Here is an 18,028-nt window from a genome sequence, read left to right on the forward strand (position 1 = left end):
CCACCCAACCCACCCGGGCGGGGCGATGTTGGCCTTCATGTTGTGATTGGCGCGCGAGTGTCCGGTCGTTAAACCTCCGGCCGGCATGCACAAGACCCACCTCGTCGGCGCCCGCACCCACAACCTCAAGGATTTGTCCGTCGATCTCTCCGAAGGAGAGTTCGTCTGCGTCACCGGCGTGTCCGGAGGCGGCAAATCGAGCCTCGCGCTGGACACGCTCTACGCGGAGGGTCAGCGCCGGTTCGTGGAGAGCTTCAGCCCGTACGCCCGGCAGTTCCTCGAGCGGCTGGAGCGGCCGCCCATGGACGCGCTGGAGCCGGTGGCCGCGGGCGTCGCGGTGGACCGGCGCGCGCCGGTGAAGAGCTCGCGCTCCACGGTGGCCACGCTGGCGGACGTGGAGCCATACCTGTCCGCGCTCTTCACCCGCGAGGCGATGCCGGTGTGTCCGGACTGTGGCCTGGAGGCGGTGCGCACCGACGCGCGCGTGGCCGCCCGGGCGGCGCTTCGTGAGCACCCGGACGCGCAGGGCGTCTTCACGTACCCGGTGCGCATCCCGGACACGTCCGCGTTCATCGACGCGCGGGCCCGCCTGCTGAAGGACGGCTACCACCGGCTGATGGTGCAGGGGGAAGTGAAGGAGCTGGAGACGCTCAAGCCGGGCGAGGCCACCGACCCCGCGGGCGTGGCGCAGGTGGTGGTGGACCGGGTGAAGCTGACGGACGCGAACCTGTCCCGAGTCACCCAGGCGCTGGAGGACGCGTGGGCGCGCGCGGACGGCGAGGCGCTGCTCTTCATTCCGGAGACCGCGCCCAAGAAGCTGCGCCGGGGGCTGGTGTGTCCCAAGTGCGCGCGGGAGTTCGAACTCGCCCGGCCGGGCCTCTTCAGCTACCAGAGCCCGGTGGGCGCGTGCGCGCCGTGCCGCGGCTTCGGGCGCACCATCGGCATCGACTGGGGGAAGGTGATCCCCAACCCGGCGTTGAGCCTGGCGGAGGGCGCCATCCGCCCGTGGTCCGGCCAGTCCACCACCTGGGAGCGGGAGATGCTCCAGCGCTTCTGCCGGCAGAAGAGCATCCCCTTCGACAAGCCGTGGGAGAAGCTCACCGCCGCCCAGCGCGAGGCGGTGCTCCAGGGCGAGGGCGACTACGACGGCGGCCGTGTCTACCCGGGCGTGCGCGCGTGGTTCCGGTGGATGGAGGGCCGCACGTACAAGATGCACGTGCGCGTGTTGCTGGCCCGGTATCGCGCGTACTCGCTCTGCGAGAGCTGTCACGGCGCGCGCCTCAACGAGCAGGCCCGCGCGTGGCGCGTGGGCGGCATTGATCTGCCGGCCTGGCACGGGCTGGAGCTGACGGACGCGCTGGCCCGGCTGGATGGCCTGAAGACGCTGACGGGGCAGGGCGACCTGGCTCGGCGGGAGCTGTCCGCGCGCCTGCGCTATCTCCAGCGCGTGGGCCTGGGCTACCTCACGCTGGACCGGCCCGCGCGCACGCTGTCGGGTGGCGAGGCGCAGCGCGTGTCGCTGACCGCGGCGCTGGGCACGTCGCTGACGGGCGCGCTCTTCGTGCTGGACGAGCCCACCGTGGGCCTGCACCCGGGGGACGTGCCGCCGCTCACGGAGGCCATCGCGGAGCTGGCGGACCGGGGCAACATCGCGCTGGTCATCGAGCATGATCCACTGATCATCCGCTCCGCGCACCGGGTGCTGGAGCTGGGCCCGGGCGCGGGACGCAATGGCGGCAAGCTGTGCTTCGACGGCACCCCGGAGGCGCTGGCGAAGCGGCAGGACCTGCCCACCGGCCGCATGCTGTCCGGGGGCACGGAGGTGCCGCGCACGCCGCGCACCCGCACGGGCGAGCTGGTCATCCGCGAGGCGCGCGAACACAACCTGAAGGACGTGTCCGTGCGCGTGCCGCTGGGCGTGCTGTGCGCCATCACCGGCCCCAGCGGCTCCGGCAAGAGCACGCTGATGGACGAGGTGCTCTACCGGCACCTGGCGCGCGGGCTGGGCGTGAAGGACGTGGAGGCCCCCGGCGACGTGGCGGCGGTGGAGGGCGGGGCGCAGGTGGAGGCCATCACCTTCGTGGACCAGTCCCCGCTGGGGCGCACGTCGCGCGGCAACGCGGCCACGTACACCAAGGCGTGGGACCGGCTGCGCGAGCGCTTCGCCTCGGAGCCCGACGCGGAGGTGCGGGGCCTGACCTCCGCGCACTTCTCCTTCAACGTGGACAAGGGCCGCTGCGAGGCCTGCTCCGGTGAAGGCTACGAGACGGTGGAGATGCAGTTCCTCGCGGACGTGGCCCTGTTGTGCGCGGTGTGCCGGGGCCGGCGCTTCAAGGAGGAGGTGCTCGCCGTCCGGCACCAGGGCTTCAGCGTGGCGCAGGTGCTGGAGATGACGGTGGACGAGGTGCTCCAGCACTTCGGCGACGACTCCGCGCTAAAGCGCACCCTGGGGCCGGCGCAGCGGCTGGGCCTGGGCTACCTGCCCCTGGGCCAGCCCCTGTCCACGCTGTCCGGCGGAGAAGCGCAGCGGCTGAAGCTGGCGCGCGCGCTGGCGAGCGACGCGAAGGGCACGCTGTTCCTCATCGACGAGCCGAGCGCGGGCCTCCACGCGGAGGACGTGCGCCACGTGATGGCGTCGCTGCACGCGCTGGTGGACCGGGGTGCCAGCGTGCTCGTGGTGGACCACGACGTGTCGGTGATGAAGGGCTCGGATTGGATCATCGACCTGGGGCCCAAGGGCGGCCGCGACGGTGGCCGGCTGGTGGCGGAGGGCACGCCGTTGGATGTGGCGAAGGCGCAGGGCAGCGCCACCGCCGCCGCGCTCCGGGGCGAGGGCAAGCCGCTGGCGAAGGCGGTGAAGCTGCGCCGCCCGGGGAAGGAAGCGCCGCCCGCCATCGAGGTGGAGCACGCGCGCGAGCACAACCTCAAGGACGTGTCCTGCCGGATTCCCCTGGGGAAGATGACGGTGGTGACGGGGCCCAGCGGCTCTGGCAAGAGCTCGCTGGTGTTCGACGTCGTCTTCGCGGAGGGCCAGCGCCGCTTCCTGGAGACGCTGACGCCGTACGCGCGGCAGTTCCTGCCCACGCTGCCGCGTCCGGACGTGGAGCGCATCAGCAGCATCCCGCCCACCGTGGCGCTGGAGCAGCGCACGTCGCGCGCGGGGTCCACCAGCACCGTGGCCACCGTCACGGAGGTGGCCCACTACCTGCGGCTCATGTACGCGAAGATTGGCGAGCCGCACTGCCCGCATGACGACACGCCCATCGGCGCCACCACGCCGGCCGCGCTCTACGCGCAGGTGCTGGCGACGAAGGGCGACGGGCAGGTGCTGGCGCCCGCGGTGCGCTCGCGCAAGGGCACGTACCTGGACGTCTTCACCGCGGCGGCGCGCGGGGGCATCACCCAGGCCATCGTCGACGGGGAGCTGGCGTCCACGGACAACCCGCCGCGCCTGGCGAAGACGAAGGAGCACGACATCGACCTCGTGATGTACGAGGGCAAGCTCGCGAAGCTGCCGCGCGAGCTGTTCGAGTCCTCGCTCAACTGGGGCAAGGGCGCGGTGAAGCTGCGCACGGGCAAGGCGGAGACGCTTTTGTCCAGCGAGCGCACCTGCCCGAAATGCGGCACCGCCGTGCCGGAGTTGGATCCGCGCTGGTTCTCCTTCAACACGAAGCAGGGCCGCTGCGAGTCGTGCGAGGGCACCGGCGTGCAGGGCGGCCCCTCCGCGATGGCCGAGGGCGAGACGGCCCCGTGCCGCACGTGCGATGGCACCCGCCTGTCCCCGGTGCCGCGCGCGGTGCGGCTGGAGGGCGCGCGCTACCACGAGGTGGTGCAGGCGTCGGTGACGGCCACCCTCGCGCGCGTGCGCACCTGGAAGCTCAAGGGCGACCGGGCGCTCTTGGGCGAGACGGCGCGGCAGGAGATGCTGCGGCGCCTGGAGTTCCTGGAGCGCGTGGGCCTGGGCTACCTGTCCCTGGACCGCAACGCCGCCACGCTGTCCGGCGGTGAGATGCAGCGGCTGCGGCTGTCCGCGCAGCTGGGCGCGGGCCTCACCGGCGCGATGTACGTGCTGGACGAGCCCACCATCGGCCTGCACCCGCGCGACACGCACCGGCTGCTCGACAACCTGCGCGCGCTGGTGGAGACAGGCTCCACGGTGCTGGTGGTGGAGCATGACTCGGACACCATCCGCGCCGCGGACCACCTGCTGGACCTGGGACCCACGGGCGGCCGGGGCGGTGGCCACATCCTGGCGGAGGGCACGCCGGACGTGGTGTTGGAGTCGGACTCGCCCACCGCGCAGGCGCTCCGGGCCGCGCAGGTGCGGCCTCCGTCCGGCCGGGGCGAGCCGAAGGCCTGGGTGGAGCTGAAGGGCGCCCGCGCGAACAACCTCCAGCGCGTGGACCTCAGGCTGCCGGTGGGGCGGCTCAACGTCGTCTCCGGCGTGTCGGGCTCCGGCAAGAGCACGCTCATCCGGCAGGTGCTGTTCCCGGCGCTGCGCGACAAGCTGGGGCTCGTCACGGCGAAGGCCGGCGCGTTCGACGCGCTCAAGGGCACGGAGTCCATCAAGCGGGTGCTGTCGGTGGACCAGTCGCCCATCGGGCGCACGCCGCGCTCGGTGCCGGCGACGTTCCTGGGCATCTGGGACGAATTGCGCCGCGTGTTCGCGGCCACGCCGGAAGCGAAGATTCGCGGCTTCGGGCCCGCGCGCTTCTCCTTCAACACGGCGGCGGGTGGCCGCTGCAAGGTGTGCGAAGGGCAGGGCGCCATCTCCCACGAGATGTCCTTCCTGCCGGACGTCGTCACGCCTTGCGAGGCCTGCAACGGGGCGCGTTTCGACGCCGCCACGCTGGAGGTGCGCTACCACGGCCTCACCGTGGGCGACGTGCTGCGCCTGTCCGCGGACGAGGCCAAGGACGTCTTCCGCGCGCTGCCCAAGGTCGCCGCGCCGCTGGAGTGCCTGGCCGACCTGGGCGTGGGCTACCTGCAACTGGGGCAGGGCTCCAACACGCTGTCCGGCGGTGAGGCCCAGCGGCTCAAGCTGGCCGCGGAGCTGACGGCCACCTCCCGCCACGAACCCACGCTGTACGTGCTGGATGAGCCCACCACCGGCCTGCACCTGGGCGACGTGGAGAAGCTCATCACCTTCATGGGCCGGCTGGTGGACCGGGGCGACACGCTGGTCGTCATCGAGCACCACCCGTCGGTCATCGCCGCGGGGGACCACGTGGTGGAGCTGGGGCCGGAGGGCGGCGAGGGCGGAGGCCGCATCGTGGGCGAAGGCACGCCTCGCGAGGTGGCGAAGCTCAAGACGCCCACGGGGCGTGTGCTCAAGTCGGTTTTTTCCACTGAAGAACCCAAGGCGCGCGTCGCCTCACGGGGACGGTGAATCCATGCGCTCCTTCCGGCATCCTGCGCCCGCCATGAGAACTTCCCTGCTGTTCACCGTCGCGACGGTGCTCTCCCTCTCCACGGTGGCCTCCGCCGCGGACAAGACCGAGAAGAAAACCATGTCCTTCCACCAGCTCTCCGCCAACCGGCTCGACGGCAAGCCCGAGAAGCTGTCGGACTTCCAGGGCAAGGTCGCCCTCGTCGTGAACACCGCGTCCGAGTGCGGCTACACGCCGCAGTACAAGGGCCTCCAGGCGCTCTCCGACAGCTACAAGGACAAGGGCGTGGTCGTCCTGGGCTTCCCGTCCAACGACTTCGGCGGCCAGGAGCCGGGCACCTCCGAGCAGATCGCGAAGTTCTGCGAGCTGCGCTTCAAGGTCTCCTTCCCCATGTTCGAGAAGGTCAAGACCAAGGGCGAGGGCCAGTCCCCCGTCTACGCGTTCCTCGCCAAGGACCACGGCGAGCCCAAGTGGAACTTCCACAAGTACGTGGTGGGCAAGGACGGCCAGGTGAAGGCCGCCTTCCCCAGCAGCGTCACGCCGGACAGCCCGGAGCTGAAGGCCGCCATCGACAAGGCGCTCGCGGAGAAGTGACGGGCGTCTGACGTCCGACGTTGGCTCCGCCCCGGGGGACTGCTCGGCGGCGGGGCAGGGCGTGCGCAGCTTGGGTGCCGGACCATGGCTCCGGCTCTCTTCCCCGTACGCGTCGTGACCGTGGTGCTGCTCGCGGCGCTGTGTGGTGGATGCGCGTCGCTGGCGCCGCAGCGCTCGGCGCTGACCACGCGCGTGGGGCGGTCCGACCTGTCCGTGGCGGTGATGCGCACGCGGGTGCGGGACCTGGCCCGGCGCTTCTCCGGACTCATCGAGGCCCTGGCGGACGACCTGGCCGCGCGCTCCGGTTCGCCGCACGTGGCTTCGGCCATGCTGCGCTTCAAGGCCAACGCGGTGCCCGCCGTGCAGAGCGCGCTCTTCCAGCCGGATCCAGTGGCTGCCCTCATCGACACCTGGACACTGCTGGCCCAGATCGAGGACTCGCTGCCGCAGACCGCCGTGGACGCATCGCCGGAGCTGCTGGCGCACGCCCATGAAGCGCTGGTGGCGCTGGAGTCCGAAGTGGAGGCCGAGTGGCGCGAGGTCACCGGTCGCGAGGACGTGACCCAGACCCGCGACAAGGTGCACGCCTGGGCCGCGGCGCACCCGCTGACCGGGCCGCTCGTCACGCGCGAATCCACCACGGCCCTGCTGGCCTCCCTCACGGAAGTGACGGGCGGAGGCCTGCGGTCCACGGCCGCCGGCCTCGTCGAGGACACGCGCGACCTCACCGCGCGCGTGGACCTCTACGCGACCAGCCTGCCCCGGCAGGCGCGCTGGCAGGCGGAGCTGGTCGCGACGGATGCCCTGCATGCGCCCACCGTCCAGGCCGCGCTGGCGGAGCTGGGGCGCACGGTGGACCTGCTGGACCGCGTGGGCGCGCTGGCCGCGAACTCGCCCGCGCTCATCGAACGCGAGCGCCGCGCGGTGCTGGACGCGGTGCACGCCGAACGCCTGGGCCTCCAGGAGTTCATCACCGGCGAGCGGCGGGCGGTGCTCGCGGACGTGGACCGGGAGCGGCAGGCGGTGGAGGCCGCCCTGCACGCCGAACGCGTGGCCACGTTCCAGCAGTTGGACGGACTGGCGCGCGGCTGGGTGGACCACGCGTTCGACCGGCTGGGCCCGCTGGTGGACCGCGTGTTCCTCTGGCTCACGCTGCTGGCGGTGCTGCTGGGCGTGGGTGGCCTCCTGGGAGGCCTGCTGCTCACGCGGGCGTGGCGGCGCGCTCGCTGAAAGAGCGCCTACTTCTTCTCCTTCGGCTCGGGCGGGAAGTCCTTCAGCATCTTCTCCACGCCTTTCTCAATCTTGCCGCTGTTGGTCTGGGCGCTCGGGCTGTCGCCGATGTTCGACTGGGCCGTGCCGCGCCAGACGAGCTTCTTCTCCTTCGCGTCCACCACGTCGAGGATGAGCGTGCCCACGTCGTACTCGCGCACGTACGTCTGCGAGGGCCCGTAGTACGAACCCCAGAACGGATCCCACGGGTAGCCCCAGTAGTTGTCCACCGTATCCGCGGACAACCGCTTGTCGATCGCACCCTGCCAGCCGATGAGGAAGTCCGGGTTCGCGCTCGCGTCCACCTTCTGGTAGCCGCGGGCCTGGAGGTCCTGGTCCACCGCCCCGGTCACCTGGCTGTTGGTGATGTCGTTGTTGATGCGCGAGTCCTTCGTCTGCTGGGGATGCGTCAGCCACGCATAGGTGTGGAACTGGTTGATGCGCTGGACGGCGGCGGGGTCGTAGTTGGTGTTGACATCGACGCCCGCGCAGGACGCGAGCCCAAGGCCCACGAGCACGGGAAGAACACGGGACAGCAGACGCATGGCGGACTCCATGGGGAGAAGCGCATCCCTTGGGGAGGGACACGGTCAATGCCATGACGTTGGGTATGGCCCCCGGGGAGGTCCGTCCGTGTCCGCCCGTTCGCTTCGGACTTGAGGGAGGGGCGTCCTCAGTCGCCGCGCGATTCCTTCGGCCCCTTGGCCTTCATCCCCTTCATGCCCTCGGAGCGGGCCATGACCACGGCCAGCCGCGCGCGCTTCTCCGGGGTCAGGTCCTTGGCGAGCGCCTGGTACAGCTCCCGGTCCAGCGCGGCGATCCGCGCCCGGGCGTCGAAGACCTTCTGCGCCGCCGCGTCCACCTGACCCAGGGCCGCGCTGTCGCCTCGCGACGCCAGATGGAGGATGCGCGCCGAGTCCCGCACCTGCTCGCGCAATGGGCGGCGCCGGTCCTCGAAGCGGCGCAGCGTCTCATCCATCTTCAGGGCCTGCGCGCTGTCCAGCTCCAGCGTGTCCGCCAGCTCCAGCACCTGCCGCAGCCGCTGCCGCTGCTCGGCCCGGGCCATGCGGTCGGCGTCACGCGCTCCCGGCTCCTTCGGCCCGGGCTGCGCCAGCGCCATCACCGGCAGCGCGAACACGAGCGCCCAGGTCATCCGCTTCATCGTCTTCACAGTGTCTCTCCCAGGTCGAAGTCCCCGTCCAGGTCGGAGTCGTCCCACGACAGGTCCTCGTCCAGGCCGTACCCCGAGCCGTCATCCTCCAGCGGATCCAACCCGGCCCACGCCTCGAAGGCGGCCAGCGTCTCCGCGTCCACGTCGTCGCGGGCGCTCGCGGACTGCACGGCGGCCGGCGTCGTCACCGGGTGGGGCGCCTTGAGCCGCTCCAGCGCGGACGGCCCCAGCATCAGCGCCACCACCGCCGCCACGGCCGCGAGCGAACCCAGCGCCCGCCGGCCCATCCCCCGGCGCGTCTGCTCCCGGCGCCACGCCGCCAGGGTCCTGGGACCCAGACCTTCCTGCGTGCGCACCTCCACGGGCGTCTGGGGCGGCAGCGCCACCAGGCCCAGGACTTCGCGAGCGGAGGCCACCTCCGCCTGGCAGGCCGCGCAGGACTCCAGGTGGGCCTGGAAGCGCGCGGCCTCCTCGCCCTCCAGCGCCTCCGCAGCGTGGAGGCTCGCCTGCTCCTCGTATTCCACGCACGCACCCATCACTGCGTCTCCCCGGCCACGTCGGCCTTCAAGCGTTTCACCGCGAGGTGGAACTGCACCTTCGCGTTGTTCTCCGTGATGCCCAGCGTCCCGGCGATGTCCTTGAACGGCAGGCCACCGTCCACCCGCAGCGTCAGCACCTCGCGCTGACGGCGGGGCAGGGCGAGCACCGCCTGTCGCACCCGTTGGCCCTGCTGGGTGCGCTCCAGCGACGCGTCCGCGCCCTCGCTCAGGTCCGCCGCCAGGTCATCCGTCACCGACTCCACCAGCACCGGCCGCCACCGCAGCCCCTGTCGCGCGTGGTTCTTGGCCAGGTTGAGCGCCACCCGCACCAGCCACGAACGGAACGGCGTGGGCGTGGTGGGCGTGAAGCGCGCGAACACCCGCCGTGACGCCTCCAGGGCCCGGAGGAACGCCTGCTGCGTCAGGTCCGCCGCGTCCTCCGCGCTCACGGTGTAGCGGCGCATCAGCGAGAAGACGAGGCCCCGGTGCCGTTCGAAGAGCTGGCCGAACGCCGTCGCGTCCCCCGCGAGGAAGGCCCCACACAGGGCTTCATCCGAGAGAGCGCTCACGGCCCCACCGGGCCGCACCAGTCCTAGGACCCGTCCGCTCACAGGGGCTTGAACCCTCCAGGGGACGGAAGGTTATTTTCCAGCCCGCTTTTCGCCTCCCGGGACGTGCGCAAGACGTCCGGTACCGGGCAGGCGGGCGGGCGCAAGGCCTCAGGCGGAGGCGGTGTTGCTGCCCGGGGTGGGGTGGGCCTGGAGGTACTTCAGCACGTCGTCGAGGTGGCGGTAGACGCGCACCTCATGGTGGATGACGCGTTCGACGACGCCGTCCGCGCCGACGATGAAGGTGACGCGCCGGTCGATGTTGAGCACCGGCCACAGCACGCCCCAGGCGCGGCTGATCCGCCGCTCGTCGTCTCCCAGGAGGGCGAAGTGGATGCCCTCCTGTTCGGCGAAGTCGCACTGGGTGGTGAGCGTGTCCACGGAGACGCCGACGAGCTCCGCGCCCAGCTCGCGGATCCGCTCGTGGTTGTCCCTGAAGGCCCGGTTCTCGATGGTGCAGCCCACGGTGAAGGCGCGGGGGAAGAAGAAGAGCACGACGCGCCGGCCTCGCAGCTCCGACAATCGAACGGTCTGCCCATGGCAGTCGGTCGCGGCGAAGTCCGGTGCGAGTTCTCCGACGGCAATCATTCGATGCGCGCTCCAGCCCGATACGGCGGGGATTGCCCTTCCCCTACCACGTTTTCCCCGTCATCCCACGCCGCGCCGCGCCGGGGGTCCGCTAAGGTGCCCCCCGTGTCGACTGCCTCGATGGATTCCGTCTCCCCTGCCTTCCTCGATGCCCTGGCCCGTGGCCTGGGAGTGACCCGGGTCGCCCGAGTCACCGGACTGGACCGCACCGGCGTGGAGGTCGCCTGCGCGGTGCGTCCGGGTGGGCACGTGCTCCAGGTGTGTAATGGCAAGGGGCTGACCTTCGACGCCGCGGCCCGGGGCGCGCTCTTCGAGACCGCGGAGCTGTGGGCGGCGGAGACGGTGCGGCCGGAGCGGTTGCGCTGGGGCTCCCGGGCGGAGCTGGAGTGGGGAGGCGACACGGTCTGGGGCGTGGAGGAGCTCGGGTCGGCGGGCGCGGTGGTGGCGCCGAGGCTCGCGGGGCCGGCGGTGCGGCTGGCGTGGTGCGAAGCGCGGACGCTGGCCGGGGATGAGCGGGTCTGGGTGCCGGCGCAGGGGGTGTACTGCCCGCCCTCGGGGACGGTGGAGCTGGGGCCGGTGTCGGTGGCGTGGACGACGAATGGCTCCGGGGCGCATCCGGAGTCGGAGCCGGCGCTGCTGCACGCGCTGCTGGAGGCCACGGAGCGGGACCAGCTGTCGCGGGCGTTGCCGGAGGGCTGGTCGGAGGAGGGCGTGGTGGGGCGGATGCTGCGGCCGGAGGCATTGGAGGACGGGGCTCCGCGAACGGCCGCGCAGCGAGACGCGCTGAGGGCCCAGGGGTTCCGGGCCTACCTCTTCGATGTGACGCCCGCGCCCCGGACGAAGGGAAGGGTGGGGCTGCCCGTGGCCGCGGCGGTGCTGGTGGACGCGGACGAGGGCCCGGTGCCGCTCACGGCCGGCTATGCGTGCGCGATGGACCGGGATGAGGCGTTGCTGAAGGCCTTGCTGGAGGCCGCGCAATCGCGGCTGACGGACATCCACGGAGCCCGTGAGGACGTGGCGGCGGCGGACCGTGATGCGGCGCTGGGGTTCGCGCAGGCCTTGTCGGAGGTGCGGCCCCGTCGTGGAGTGGACGCGATGCCGGACGCGGTGGACCGGCGCGCGAAGACCGCGGCGGCGAAGGTGCGCACGGTGTTGTCGTTGCTGGGCGGCGCGGGGTTCACAAGGGTGGCGGGCGTGGCGCTGGACGCCCCGGTGCCCGGGCTGCACGTGTGGAAGGTCGTGGTGCCGGGCATGCGCGTGTCGGAGCTCCTGTGAAGCGGCGGTCAGGTGTGAAGAGTGCAGGGGCCGTGGGTGTCCCGGATGCCGCGAGCGGGCCTGCGCGTGAAGGGGCTCGCGTGAAGCGCAGGGGTACCGGGTCCGCAAATGCAGGTGTCCTGGCCGCAGGGCACGACGCGGGGCCTGCGCGTGAAGGGGCTCGCGTGAAGCGGCGGCCGGACGACCTGGTGGTGTTCCTGGGGCCCTCGTTGCCCGCGGCCGAGGCGCGGCGGATCGCGCCGTGCACGGTGTTGCCTCCCGCGCGGCAGGGGGACGTGTGGCGAGCGCTGTCACTCAAGCCCCGCGCGCTGGTGCTGGTGGACGGAGTCTTCGAGGCGCAGCCATCCGTCTGGCATCACGAGCTGCTCGCGGCGCTGGAGGCCGGCGTGGCCGTCTTCGGCGGAGGCAGCATGGGCGCGCTGCGCGCCTCGGAGCTGTCCGAGCACGGCGTGGTCGGCGTGGGCCGCATCTTCGGCTGGTATCGCGACGGCGTGGCGGTGGACGACTCGGAGGTGGCGCTGCTGCACGCGGACGCCGAACACGGTTGGCGTCCCCTCACGGTGCCCCTGGTGAACGTACGGCACGCGGCGGAGCTGGCACTCAAGGCGCGCGTATTGGGACGCGCGGCTGCAAAGGCCCTGGTGGACGCGGCCGCGGGCGTCTTCTACCAGGAGCGCACCTGGACCCGGATCCGCGAGGCCGTGGAACCCGCGTGGACGCGGCCCGTGCGTGAAGCCTGGGACGCCTGGTTCTCTGGCGGAGTGGAAGACCTCAAGCGGCTGGATGCCATCGAATGCGTGCGCGCGGGCGCGGAGTTCGTGAGCCGGGCGCCTCCGATGCAACCTGGAGTCCGGCGCAATCCTTCGTCGTTGGTGCGGCGCCGGCGCTTGATGGAGGACGTGACGCGCGTGGGCTCGCGTGCCGTGGACTCCGGGCGCGTGATGGAACTGCTGCGCGGCGCGCCCGATGCGGAGGCCTGGGCGGAGGCGGGCCTGCGGCGGGCATTGCTCGCGGGCTGGGCGCGTTCGCTGGGGCTCGACGCGACGGAGGAGGAGATCGCAGCGGAAGAGGCCGCGTGGTGGAACGAGCGGAGCGTTCGTGCCTCGCGCCGTGAGGCCTTCCTCGCCGCGAACGGGCTGGATGCGCTGGAGCTGCGCCGCCTGTGCGAAGCCCGAGCGCTGGAGCGCCTGGCCTTGAAGCACGCGTCGCGGCTCCTGCCGGATGGTCCCTCCTGGGACGAAGCCCTGGCTTCCGAGGCCCGACTGGGAGGCCAGTGGGAACAGGCCGCCCGAGCGCTGGCGGAAGCAGACGACGCGTCCGACGAAGGCGAATAGCCGGCCGGAGCCGCGCCTCCGCGCAATCCCAGACAGGGCCCGCCGTCACATCCGGACGGGCTGAAACCTGTTTCACGAACTCCAGGCCGCCTGGCGGGTTGGACGCCCGTTCAGGTTCGACCCCCCTGCAGCGTCACGAAAAAACGTGACAGCCCCGCAGGGCCAGATAGGGTCAACCCCGGAGGTTGTCCGCATTGAACACCGCTCCCTGGGTGGTTCCGCCAAGTGGGTCCGCGCCGTCATCGGCCGGGCACGCTCGCGGATTGCGGGGAATCCGACCTCCGCGGTGGGATGTGGCAGGGAAGGCACCCTCGCCGGTCTTGAAACCCCGGGTGGTCGTCCCCACCTCCCAGGTTGTGTCACGGCTTGAGTCAGCGCCATGACCACGCCGCTCCACCCGGACCAGCTTGAAGTCGGCCACCATGTCGGCCCCTGGCGAATCGTCGGGACGCTTGGCGCGGGAGGCTTCGGCCGGGTCTTCAAGGTGGAGCGGGGCGGGAACGTCTACGCACTGAAGCTCGCGTTGCGGCCGGCGAACCAGCACGCCAGCGATGAAGAGGACGTCAACGGACGGCTCTCGCGGGAGGTGGCGGCGCTGCTCGCGTGCGCGCCGCATCCCAACCTGCCGCGCGTGCACGCCGTGGATCGCTGGCCGGAGCCACCGGACGGCTACCTCTTCCACGTCACCGACTTCGTGGACGGCGAGACGTTCCACGAGTGGCGCTGGCGGGTGAAGCCCTCCGCCGCGCACCTGCTGACCGTCTACACGGAGGTCGTGCGGGTGGTGGCGGATCTCCACCGCAGGGGCGTGCATCACCGCGACCTCAAGTCGGACAACCTGCTCATCCGCCGCCTGGACGAGCGCCCCATCATCATCGACCTGGGCACGGCGCGCATCCCGGGGGCCTCCACGTTGACCGTGGGCGTGGCGCCCGCGTCGCCGCACCTGCTGCCGCCGGAGTGCGTGACCTTCCTGCGAGAAGGCTCCTGGAAGGCCGGTGCGAACTTCGACGCGGGCATCCCGGGGGACCTCTACGCGCTGGGCGCGCTGCTCTACGAGTCCCTGACGGACGGCTACGCCTTCGACCCGCGCCTGCCCTACGAACGGTTGCTGCCCGCCATCGAAACGGTGGTGCCGCGAGCACCGAAGGACATCAACCCCAAGGTCCCCTCCAGCCTGTCGGACATCGCGATGCGGCTGCTCTCCAAGCGCCCCGAGGATCGCTACTCGGGGACGGAGACGCTGCTGCAGGCGCTCTGGGACGCCGCGAAGGACAAGCGCCACGCGGACTGGAAGGTCTCGCTGGACGTCCCGGCGGATCCGGATGCGTCCGGGCTGGACCGGGGCGTCGTGTCGCTGTCGCAGTTCCCTGGGACTTCCACGGAGCTGGCAGCGCATGCCCGGGAGTCAGCGCCTTCGGAACCGTCCTCACCCGCGGAGGCCGTCGCGCCGAAGCGGCGCCGTCGTTCCGGCGCGGTGCTCGGCCTGGGAGCACTGCTGCTGGGCTTCTTGATCTTCGGGCTGGCGCGACTGACGCCGGACCGTCCTCCACCTGTCGTAGCGCCTGTGTCTGAGAAAGGAAGTTCGTCCGTGACACCAACCCCGAGTCTTCCCGATGCCGCCGTGCTCGCGGTGGCGTCTTCCCCGGATGCGGGCGTCTCCGCTGCGGTGGAGCCGACTCCGCCCGAGTTTTCCGAGGTTGCGACCAACCCAGTGAAGCCCCTGCGAGCGGACGGCGGTGTCATGCGGAAGATCGCTGGCGCGGCCGTGGCGGCCTGCGTGGGCATGTCGTGTGCGGGAGGGAGTGCCAACACCCGCAAGGCAGAAGGCGAACCGTGCCCGGCGGGAGCCAGGGAGGGGATGAAGAAGTTGGGGATCGGCATGCCCCCGACTGACAATATCTACTTCGAGGAGAGCGAGGGCGTGGCGATGCAAATGCGTGAGGGGCCCATTCAGGGCATCCAGCATGCGGTGCCGTACAGTCGCGGTGGGCTCCCGGCGGGATCGATCATGAAGGGCCGCTCGGTGTTCTGGCCAGGGCTCACGAGGCTCATCTTCACGGAGGTCATCCTACCTGACGGGAGGGCCTTCCCGATCTGCATGGAGGCTTTTGACCCGAGAACTTATCAACCGGGCTTTGCGACGAACCAGTTCGGCGACCGGAAGGACACTGCCACCGTCCGGTGGCTCCCGATCTCTACGCTCCCAATCCAGTCCGTCAGGAGGCTCCTCGTCCCTGAAGAGGAGTAGCCTCTTCGACGCAGTGATGCCTACTCACGGAGATGGGTCATCATCGCGCGGGGGGCATAAGAAACGCCTCGTGGTAGAAGGAAGCCTCTGCCGCCCCGGTTCGAGGAGCCCTTCCCACCGTGCCCTCCTGTCTGTTCGTCGCGCTTCCTCTGCTGCTCTGGTCGTCCCTTGTCCTGGCGGCTTCTCCCGTGGCGAAGGATGGGGTTGAGGGGACGCTCCGGATGGAAGTGGGAGCGGAGGACGCCGGGTCGCGTCCCATCCACATCGGGCCTGGGGTGAGCACGACGCTGCTCTTCGATACCGACATCCAACAGGACCAGGTGATCCTGGAGTCGCGAGCGCTGTTCGCGCGGGTGAGCACGGGAAATTCGGTTCTTGTCCTTGTTCCCTCCAATGACTTGCAGCAAGGGGGAACCTTGAAGCTGTCCATTCCCTTCAAGGATGCGAGCGCAGCGTTTCCCTCAAGGCTGTCATTGACCCTGGTGGTGGATTCTGGCGCCGTGGATCGGCAGGTGGAAGTCTACCGGCGTGCACGTTCCGCGGAGTCATACCGCCAGGAAGTGCAGCAACTGCGCGCGGAGCTCGAACGCTTGCGACGGGAGCGCGTTTCCCCGGCGGAGGGCGCGCGCGAAACGCCGGGATTTGGCGCGCTCCTGCCGATGTCGTCGGGGTTTCCTGGCGTGAAAATGCAGCAGTTTGGGAACCCCTTCATCTGCATGCGTTCGTGCTCATTGCTGATAGAGAAGATATCGACGTACACGTCGGGGCCGCGGTGGGCGGTGAAGTTGTTGCTGAAGGCGAGTGACAAGAAGCCGTGGACCATCGGGCGGGCAGTGCTGGTGGACCGGAAGGGCAAGGAGTGGCCTTCCTTGCCGCCGGTCCAATCCGGACCCATTACGGCTGAATCCTCGGCGATCGTGGCGCTGGAGTTCGACGTGAAGAACCCGGAACTGGGAAAATACCGACTGAACGTCGTGGACGTGGATGGCACGCGGACGGCGCAGTGGAGTGACATCGAGTTCCCGTGAGCCCTCTGGACGCCACGCATCGGGCGAGCACACGAGGTGCCCACCCGATGCGACAGGGTTCAATCAGCCACGGTGGTCCCGACTAAGAGCACCACCAGACGGAGCCGGTGCACTCGCAGGTTCCGGGGTCCCCTGCGGAATAGCAGCAGTCCGTGAGCTCTCCCTCCTGGGACGGAGAGCAGGCCCTCTTGTGCATGAGGGAGCAGCGAACCGCGTCGCAGGTCGGAGGCGGAGTCGACGGGCAGGCGTAGAAGACGCCATTGCAGGTCACTCCCTGGTAGTCAGCCGACGAGCAATTCGACGTCGCGGATGGGCAGCTCACCGAGCCCGTGGAACACAGCGCGGTACACCCCGCGAGCTCTTGCGAGGACGCTTGCAGCTCCTCCTCGACGTCCGCTGACGAACCTCCGCAAGCCATTGCCAGACTGACGGCGCAGGCCAACATCCAATGCTTCACACGCATCATGGCGGTCCTCACGTTGGGTGAGCTGTGCGAGCGGAGGATGAGCGGGCCGTGTCTATCTTCTGAAATGTGAGCAGGCATTGCAATCGCCACACCCCTGGCACTCGCCGCGGGCAGGTGGAATACGCGGCGGCCATGCGCTGGAACGGGTAGGGTGCGGCTCCACACGATGACCTCCGACCTCACGCCCGAATCCCTGCGCTGCGTCCGCGCCGACGCGCGCGAGCCCGAGGGCTACCGGGCCGCCCTCGGCGACACCCGCGCCTCGCTGCTCCACACGGACCCGCCGTATTGCCTGCTCACCCGGCGCCGCAAGGGCGGGGACCTGCGCGACCCCCGCGCGAACAAGAAGATCGACCGCAACCCCATCGTCCGCTTCGAGTCCGTGCGCGACTACCGCGTCTTCTCCGAGGCCTGGCTCACGCGCGCCACCGCGCACCTCACCCCCGACGCGCCCCTCATCATCTGGACCAACCTGCTGGGCAAGGAGCCCATCCTCACCGCCGCGCATGGCCTGGGCTACACCCACCTGCGCGGCGAGTACGTCTGGGGCAAGCGCACCACCGACAAGAACGCCAACGAGCAGATGCTGCGCGTCTACGAGGTCGCCCTCGTCATCGCCCGCACGCCCGAGCCGCCGCTCGCCCTTGGGGACGCTCCCACCGTGTGGGCCGTCGTCGGCGGCTACGACGATGACGCCGAGGCCGCGCGGTGGGGCGGCCACCCGCACCACAAGCCCTTCTCCGTGCTGGAGCCCCTGGTCCGCACCTGGAGCCGCCCCGGGGACACCGTGTTGGATCCGTTCGCGGGCAGCGGCTCCATGCCCTCCGCGGCCCTGCGCCTGGGCCGCCGCCCCGCCTGCATGGAGGTCGAGCCCGAGTGGGCCGAGCGCGTCACCCACCGCCTGCGCGAAACCGCCCGTCAGCTGGCCAGCGCCCGGTAGAAGCGCGTCTCGCTCCACAGGGGCACGTCCGTGGGACGGTGGCCCCACCAGTTCATCACCAGCGTGCGCCGCTCGCGTGAAGGTCCCGGCAGCTTGCCGTCCGGGACCTGGTTGTCCGCGTCCAGCACCCCGTGCGTCAGCGTCCCGTCGAACACCACCAGCCGGTTAGGCCTCGGCGCCACCAGCGTCAAATCCTCCAGCCGGTCCGGCGCGAGCGACGGGTTGTCGTCACACGGCAGCTCCCGCGTCACCGCCAGCGCGCCGCCCCGCACCCGGTTGAGGAACAACACCGATGAGCGCACCGGGTGCACCAGCTTCCCCGTGGCCAACGCCAGCCGCTCGTCCCGGTCCTGATGGAAGTCCACCCGCACGTCCGTGGCCCGCATCCGGGACAGCCACCACTCCACGCCCGCGATCTTCCAGCCCTTCGTCACCCGGGGCCGCAGCGTGTGGATGACCTCCTCCACCACGTTCTCCGGAGGCCCGAAGGCGTACCAGAACGTCGTCTGGTACGTGTGACGCAGGCGCTCTGCCTTCAGGTCCCCCACACGGCGTGACAGCCGTTGGAAGAGGGG

General features: G+C 70.9%; 14 protein-coding genes. 8 read left to right on the forward strand and 6 right to left on the reverse strand.

From position 1 onward, the window contains the following. Positions 1–85: 85 nt before the first annotated feature. The 3 genes from uvrA (at position 86) to D7V77_RS29720 (ending at position 7,214) form a co-directional block, all read left to right on the forward strand. Positions 86–5,389, forward strand: a complete 5,304-nt coding sequence (gene uvrA, locus D7V77_RS29710; RefSeq protein ID WP_120579668.1) for an excinuclease ABC subunit UvrA — start codon at positions 86–88, stop codon at positions 5,387–5,389. A gap of 34 nt (positions 5,390–5,423) precedes the next feature. Next, complete coding sequence (locus D7V77_RS29715; protein WP_169826933.1) at positions 5,424–5,984, forward strand: glutathione peroxidase; 561 nt, start codon at positions 5,424–5,426, stop codon at positions 5,982–5,984. 84 nt (positions 5,985–6,068) lie between these two features. Then, positions 6,069–7,214, forward strand: coding sequence for a chemotaxis protein (locus tag D7V77_RS29720; RefSeq protein ID WP_120579669.1), 1,146 nt, complete (start codon positions 6,069–6,071; stop codon positions 7,212–7,214). Positions 7,215–7,222: 8 nt separating this feature from the next. On the opposite strand, the gene D7V77_RS29725 is transcribed toward D7V77_RS29720, so the two are convergent. The 5 genes from D7V77_RS29725 to D7V77_RS29745 form a co-directional block, all read right to left on the reverse strand. After that, positions 7,223–7,798: a DUF4136 domain-containing protein gene (locus D7V77_RS29725; protein ID WP_120579679.1), complete on the reverse strand. Its 576-nt coding sequence runs from the start codon at positions 7,796–7,798 to the stop codon at positions 7,223–7,225. A gap of 128 nt (positions 7,799–7,926) precedes the next feature. Continuing rightward, positions 7,927–8,415 (reverse strand): hypothetical protein, encoded by a 489-nt coding sequence (locus D7V77_RS29730; RefSeq protein WP_120579680.1) that lies wholly within the window; start codon positions 8,413–8,415, stop codon positions 7,927–7,929. A 5-nt stretch (positions 8,416–8,420) separates the two neighbouring features. Further along, positions 8,421–8,960: a zf-HC2 domain-containing protein gene (locus D7V77_RS29735; RefSeq protein ID WP_120579670.1), complete on the reverse strand. Its 540-nt coding sequence runs from the start codon at positions 8,958–8,960 to the stop codon at positions 8,421–8,423. Continuing rightward, on the reverse strand, positions 8,960–9,532 hold the full coding sequence (locus tag D7V77_RS29740) for an RNA polymerase sigma factor (protein WP_120579671.1): 573 nt from the start codon (positions 9,530–9,532) through the stop codon (positions 8,960–8,962). The genes D7V77_RS29735 and D7V77_RS29740 overlap by 1 nt, the downstream gene beginning before the upstream one ends. Before the next feature lie 150 nt (positions 9,533–9,682). After that, a complete protein-coding gene (locus tag D7V77_RS29745; RefSeq protein WP_120579672.1) occupies positions 9,683–10,159 on the reverse strand; it encodes a peroxiredoxin in 477 nt (158 codons plus the stop codon). 120 nt (positions 10,160–10,279) lie between these two features. On the opposite strand from D7V77_RS29745, the gene D7V77_RS29750 reads away from it, so the two are divergent. From D7V77_RS29750 to D7V77_RS29770, 5 genes are all read left to right on the forward strand, one after another. Further along, a complete protein-coding gene (locus D7V77_RS29750; protein WP_120579673.1) occupies positions 10,280–11,434 on the forward strand; it encodes a YcaO-like family protein in 1,155 nt (384 codons plus the stop codon). A gap of 164 nt (positions 11,435–11,598) precedes the next feature. Further along, positions 11,599–12,768: a TfuA-like protein gene (locus tag D7V77_RS29755; RefSeq protein ID WP_120579674.1), complete on the forward strand. Its 1,170-nt coding sequence runs from the start codon at positions 11,599–11,601 to the stop codon at positions 12,766–12,768. A gap of 379 nt (positions 12,769–13,147) precedes the next feature. Then, positions 13,148–15,019, forward strand: a complete 1,872-nt coding sequence (locus D7V77_RS29760; protein ID WP_120579675.1) for a serine/threonine-protein kinase — start codon at positions 13,148–13,150, stop codon at positions 15,017–15,019. Between the two features lie 119 nt (positions 15,020–15,138). Continuing rightward, entirely contained in the window at positions 15,139–16,047 is a 909-nt protein-coding gene (locus tag D7V77_RS29765; RefSeq protein WP_120579676.1) for a DUF2381 family protein, read from the forward strand. A gap of 632 nt (positions 16,048–16,679) precedes the next feature. Next, entirely contained in the window at positions 16,680–17,453 is a 774-nt protein-coding gene (locus D7V77_RS29770; RefSeq protein ID WP_120579677.1) for a DNA methyltransferase, read from the forward strand. Here the strand turns inward: D7V77_RS29770 and D7V77_RS29775 are convergent. Next, positions 17,432–18,028 (reverse strand): hypothetical protein (locus D7V77_RS29775; protein WP_120579681.1); only part of this gene is annotated, 597 nt, incomplete at its 5' end. The genes D7V77_RS29770 and D7V77_RS29775 overlap by 22 nt on opposite strands.

Source organism: Corallococcus sp. CA041A (assembly GCF_003612075.1).
Lineage (GTDB): Bacteria > Myxococcota > Myxococcia > Myxococcales > Myxococcaceae > Corallococcus > Corallococcus exiguus.